General features: G+C 69.2%; 5 protein-coding genes. 2 read left to right on the top strand and 3 right to left on the bottom strand.

What is annotated here, in order from left to right; all coding sequences use genetic code 11:
• Positions 1 to 56: 56 nt before the first annotated feature.
• A complete protein-coding gene (locus VGD93_RS02950) occupies positions 57 to 674 on the top strand; it encodes a DUF6969 family protein (RefSeq protein ID WP_395009027.1) in 618 nt (205 codons plus the stop codon).
• Here the strand turns inward: VGD93_RS02950 and VGD93_RS02945 are convergent, their stop codons facing one another.
• Positions 675 to 2,957, bottom strand: a complete 2,283-nt coding sequence (locus VGD93_RS02945) for an NADP-dependent malic enzyme (protein ID WP_395009025.1) — start codon at positions 2,955 to 2,957, stop codon at positions 675 to 677.
• A 233-nt stretch (positions 2,958 to 3,190) separates the two neighbouring features.
• On the opposite strand from VGD93_RS02945, the gene VGD93_RS02940 reads away from it, so the two are divergent.
• Positions 3,191 to 3,715 carry a tetratricopeptide repeat protein gene (locus tag VGD93_RS02940; protein ID WP_395009023.1) on the top strand — a complete coding sequence of 175 codons (525 nt, stop codon included), beginning with the start codon at positions 3,191 to 3,193 and terminating at the stop codon, positions 3,713 to 3,715.
• A gap of 19 nt (positions 3,716 to 3,734) precedes the next feature.
• Here VGD93_RS02940 and VGD93_RS02935 read toward each other — a convergent pair whose 3' ends face one another.
• Positions 3,735 to 4,001 (bottom strand): hypothetical protein, encoded by a 267-nt coding sequence (locus VGD93_RS02935; RefSeq protein ID WP_395009021.1) that lies wholly within the window; start codon positions 3,999 to 4,001, stop codon positions 3,735 to 3,737.
• The coding region (locus tag VGD93_RS02930; RefSeq protein ID WP_395009019.1) for a type II and III secretion system protein family protein at positions 3,998 to 5,204 on the bottom strand (1,207 nt) is incomplete at its 5' end. The genes VGD93_RS02935 and VGD93_RS02930, both read right to left, overlap by 4 nt.

The following is a 5,204-nucleotide window of genomic DNA, read 5'->3' as shown; positions in this document are numbered from 1 at the left end:
CCGTGTGCTGCAGCAGCGCCGTGTGCGGCCGCCGCCCCCTGCGCGGCAACAGGGCAATGAGCCGGGACGAGGACCTCGCCCAGGCCGCGCGCGAGGCCCTGTTCTGCGAGCAGGTCCTCGCCAAGTCCGGCGACAACGTGCTGCTCGAGACGCTGCGCGGCGCCGCCTCGGTCGACGCGTGGACGCATTACCCGCCGGGCGACGTGTTCGATCCGGCAAGCGGCGCGCAGTGGTACTACCACTGCCACGCCCCGGCGCGGGATGCGCGCGAACACGGGCACTTCCACTGCTTCGTGCGCCCCGCGGGCAAGGACGGGCCGGTGCACCACCTGGTCGCCGCCGGGGTCGACCCCTACGGCAGGCTCATCCGCCTGTTCACCGTCAACCAATGGGTCGTCGACGACGCCTACCTCGCCGCCCCGGAGCTGACGGCGCTGCTGCCGCGCTTCGACGTGCAGATGGGCCGCCCGTCCTACCTCGTCAACCGCTGGCTCACCGCCGTACTCGCCCTCTACCGCGACGACATCACCGCGCTCATCGCCGAGCGCGATACGACGCTCGGGGCCGGCGCCGGGGTGGCGCCCGCCCCCGGGCGGCTGGCGGACCGGGGGCTCGAGGTCACCTCGACGCGCGACGTCGACCTGGCCGAGCGGGCCCGCGCCCTCGGCCTGTGACTACGCGCTGGCCGTCGCCGCCAGCGCCTCCGACGCGGCGATCGCCGCCATGTTGACGACGCCCCGGCTGGTCACGGTGGGGGCGAGAATGTGCGCCGGCTGGCGCGTCCCCATCAGGATCGGCCCCACCGCCAGCGCGTCGTTGAGCGCCTTGAGCAGCGTCATCGACAGATTGGCGGATTCGAGGTTGGGGAAGATCAGGAGGTTGGCTTCGCCCTTGAGGACCGAGCCGGGCACGTAGCGCTCGCGCAGGGCCTCGCTAATGGCGAGGTCGCCCTGCATTTCGCCGTCGACGATGAGGTCGGGCGCCACCGTCTTCAGCCGCTCGTAGACGGCGCGCATCTTGATCGAGGTGTCGCCGTCGCGCGAGCCGAAGTTCGAGTAGCTGAGCAACGCCGCCTTGGCCTCGATGTTGAACCGCCTCAAGTGGTTGCGCGCCTGCAGGGTGATGGCGACGATCTCCTCGACGCTGGGGTCCATGTTGACGTAGGTGTCGGCGAGGAAGAAGACGCCGCGGTTCATGATCAGCATCGACAAAGCGCTGAGCTGGGAGGCGTCGTCGGCCAGCCCGATGATGGAGCGGATGTCGCGGGCGTGCTTGATGAAGCGGCCCTCGAGCCCGCAGATCAGTGCATCGGCCTCGCCGCGCCGCACCGCCAGCGCCCCGATCACCGTGCTGTTGGTACGCACGATGGTGCGGGCGGTGTCGGGCGTCACGCCCTGGCGCCCGACCAGCGAGTGGAACAGGGCCACGTAGTCGCGGTAGCGCGGGTCGTCCTGCGGGTTGATGATCTCGAAATCCGTCCCCGGCTTGAGCGTCAGCCCGAAGCGGGCGATGCGCTGCTCGATGACCTGCGGCCGCCCGATGAGGATGGGCCGGCCGATCTTCTCCTCGAGGATGACCTGGGTGGCGCGCAGCACGCGCTCGTCCTCGCCGTCGGCGAAGGCGATGCGCTTGCCCTGCCCGTGCGCGGCCTCGATGATCGGCTTCATCACCATGCCGGAGCGGAAGACGAAGCGGGTGAGGCTGTCGCGATAGGCGTTGAAGTCGACGATCGGCCGGCGGGCCACGCCCGACTCCATCGCCGCCTTGGCGACGGCCGGCGCGATCCTGAGGATCAGGCGCTGGTCGAAGGGGTTGGGGATCAGGTAGTCCGGCCCGAAGATGGCCGGCACGCCGAGGGCCGAGGCCTCGAGCCCGGGCTCGTGCGCCAGCCTGGCGATGGCGCGGGCGGCGGCCGCCTTCATCTCCTCGTTGATCACCGTGGCGCCGCAGTCGAGGGCGCCGCGGAACAGGAACGGGAAGCACAGGACGTTGTTGACCTGGTTGGGATAGTCGGAGCGTCCGGTGCACACCATGGAATCGGGGCGCAGCTGCTTGGCCACCTCCGGCATCATTTCCGGGGTGGGGTTGGACAGCGCCAGGATCAGCGGATTGGGCGCCATGCGCTGGATCATCTCGGGCTTGAGGGCGCCGGCCTTGGACAGGCCCACGAAGATGTCGGCCCCGTCCATCACCTCGGCGAGCTCGGTCTTGTCGGTGTCCTGCGCGAAGGCGCCGCGCCAGCGGTCGACGGAATTGTCGCGCGCCTTCGTCACCAGCCCCTTGCTGTCGGCGATCCAGATGTTCTCGCGCCTGGCGCCGACGGCGATCAGCATGTTCATGCAGGCGATGGCGGCGGCGCCGGCGCCGGAGGTGCAGATCTTGACCTTGGCGATGTCCTTGCCGACCAGCTGCATGGCATTGATGACGGCGGCAGCGACGATGATGGCGGTGCCGTGCTGGTCGTCGTGGAACACCGGGATGTTCATGCGCTCGCGCAGCGTTTCCTCGATCTCGAAGCACTCGGGCGCCTTGATGTCCTCGAGGTTGATGCCGCCGAAGCTCGGCTCGAGCGGGGCGACGATGTCGATGAAGCGCTGCGGATCGGTCTCCTTGACCTCGATGTCGATGGAATCGATGCCGGCGAATTTCTTGAACAGGACGGCCTTGCCTTCCATCACCGGCTTGGACGCCAGCGCGCCGATATTGCCCAGGCCCAGCACCGCCGTACCGTTCGACACCACGGCGACCAGATTGCCCTTGGAGGTATAGGCGTAGACCTTGTCCGGATCGGCGGCGATTTCCTCGCAGGGCACGGCGACGCCGGGCGAATAGGCGAGCGACAGGTCGCGCGTATTGGCCAGGGGCTTGGTGGCGACGATCTCGAGCTTGCCGGGCTTGGGGTAGCTGTGGAAATGCAGCGCCGCCTCGCCGAGGCTCGTGGTCTTTTCTTCGGTCATGCTCGCTCCCTGCTGGCCGGCGTCGCTGCGGCTTCGTGCCGGACGCCCGATTCTTGCTTTGCGGGGTTGATCTATACTCGCCCGCCGGGCTTGCCGCCACGTGCAAACGGGGGCGCCGGGGCGTCCGCCAGGTAACTCCGCGTTAAGCCTGGCGCACGGAACCCAGCTGCATTTACGCCATGGAAAGCCCAGGCTCGGAAGGTGGGGCCGGGCATCGTGCAGGGGGCAGGAAGATGCGTCGCCGTTTCGGCAGATACGTAAGCTATGGGGTTCTTGCGGCAGCGTTCGCGGCGGTGCCGCTGGCCGGCTGCAGCACCGCCAATCTCGGCGCCAGCAGTTTCGGCAGCGGCCAGTTGCGCGTCGCCGAGGTGCCCGGCATCGGCGACTATACGAAGGAGCGCGCCCTCGCCGAGGCCCGCGCGCATTTCCGCAACAACGACTTCGGCCACTCCGCCGCCTTCTACAAGCGCGTAGTCGAGCTCTCGCCCAAGGACCCCGAGGGCTATGTCGGCCTCGGCGCCTCCTACGACCGGCTGCGCCGCTTCGACCTCAGCGACCGCGTCTATGCCGCGCTCTATGCGCTCGCGGGCGGCACCGCGCAGTACCACAACAATCTCGGCTATTCGCACATGCTGCGCGGCGACCTGAGGACGGCGCTCACCCATTTGCGCAAGGCCGAGGCGCTCGCGCCCGGCAACGCCGTCGTCGGCAACAATCTGCAGATCCTCGCCCGCACCGCGGCGACGACGCGCGCCTGAGGCGGCGCGCGGCCCGGGTTCAGTCGGCGCCGCCCGACACGCGCCGGCCCGACGGGGGCGGCGGCACGACCGGTCCGTTCCGGCCCAGCCCGCCCGTATCGTAGGCCGAAGCCCTGGACGGGTTCGCCGTCTGCCCCTCGAGATTGGCCTTGACCGCATCGCCGGCGCTGTAGGCGACGCGGTCGGTGCGCTGCAGGTAATCATAGGTGCAACCGCCGGGCACCAGCCCCAGCAACGCCGCCAGCACCGCCATTCCGGCCCGCGCCGGCCACGCCCGCCTGCTCAACTGCCGCTCCCCGAACCGAGATTGATGATGTAGCCGAAGGGCCCGGCGACGCCGGCCCCGGCCTGGACGTCCTCGATCATCCTGGAGGTCACTTCCATCTGGCCGAGGGCGAAGAACTCGGCGTCATTGGCCGGTTGCGTCCGGTCGAGCGGCGAGGCCAGCACCTGGCCGGGCGTCGCCGGCTGCACCAGCCGCGGGGTGACGATCACCACCAGCTCGGTGTCGTGCTTCTGGAAGCTCGAGGACTTGAACAGCGAACCCAGGATGGGGACGTCACCGATCCAGGGCAGCTGGTTCTGGCTCAGCGTGTTGTCGTTCTGCAGCAGGCCGGCGACGGCGAAGCTCTGCCCGTCCCGCAGCTCGACGGTGGCGTCCAGCGTGCGGGTGTTGAAGATCGGATCGCCCGCCTCGGTATAGCTGCCGATGCCGCTGACCTCAGGCATCAGGTGGATCTGGATGCGGTCGCCCTCGAGGACCACGGGGGTGAACACGAGGCGCACGCCGAAATCGCGGTAGATGATGGTGTAGTTGCCGTCGGAATCGGCGACGCGCAGCGGCAGCTGGCCGCCGGCGAGGAAGCTGGCGTTGACGCCCGACAGCGTGGTCAGGTTCGGCTCGGCCAGCGTGCGTACCAGCCGCTTGGTCTCCAGCGCGTGGATGGTGGCGCTGAGATCGATGCCAGCTGCGCCCGAGATCACGCTGGTGATGAACGACGAGAACGTCCCGGCCGTGGCGGCGGGATTCTCGATGCCGCCGCCGACGGTCGTCGACATGCCGCCGACCTTGCCGCCCCACTGGATGCCGAGCTGGCGCCCGGCGTCGCGCTGCGCTTCGAGGATGCGGACTTCGAGATTGACCTGCTGGCCGCCGACCAGCGTGATGGTGTTGATCACCGCCGGGCTGCCGTACTGCTCGACGATCTCGAGCACCTTCGCCATCGACTGGGCGTCGGCGACGGTTCCGGACAGGCGGATGCGGCCGTTGACCGTCGCCACCTTGACCCGGGAATGCGGCACCGCGTCGCGAATGGAGCGGGCGATGTCGTCGGTGTCCGCCCCCACCTCCACGGCGAGCAGGCCGACCGGCGCCCCGGTGTCGGAGAACAAGTTGACCGTCGTCGTGCCGAAGGCCTTGCCGACAAGGTAGAGCGAGGTATCGGTGATCGGCTGCGCGTCGGCGATGCCGGCATCGGCGGCGACAATC

The organism is Devosia sp. (genome assembly GCF_036406155.1).
Taxonomy (GTDB): Bacteria; Pseudomonadota; Alphaproteobacteria; order Rhizobiales; family Devosiaceae; genus Devosia_A.
This window is presented reverse-complemented; position numbering and strand designations above follow the sequence as displayed.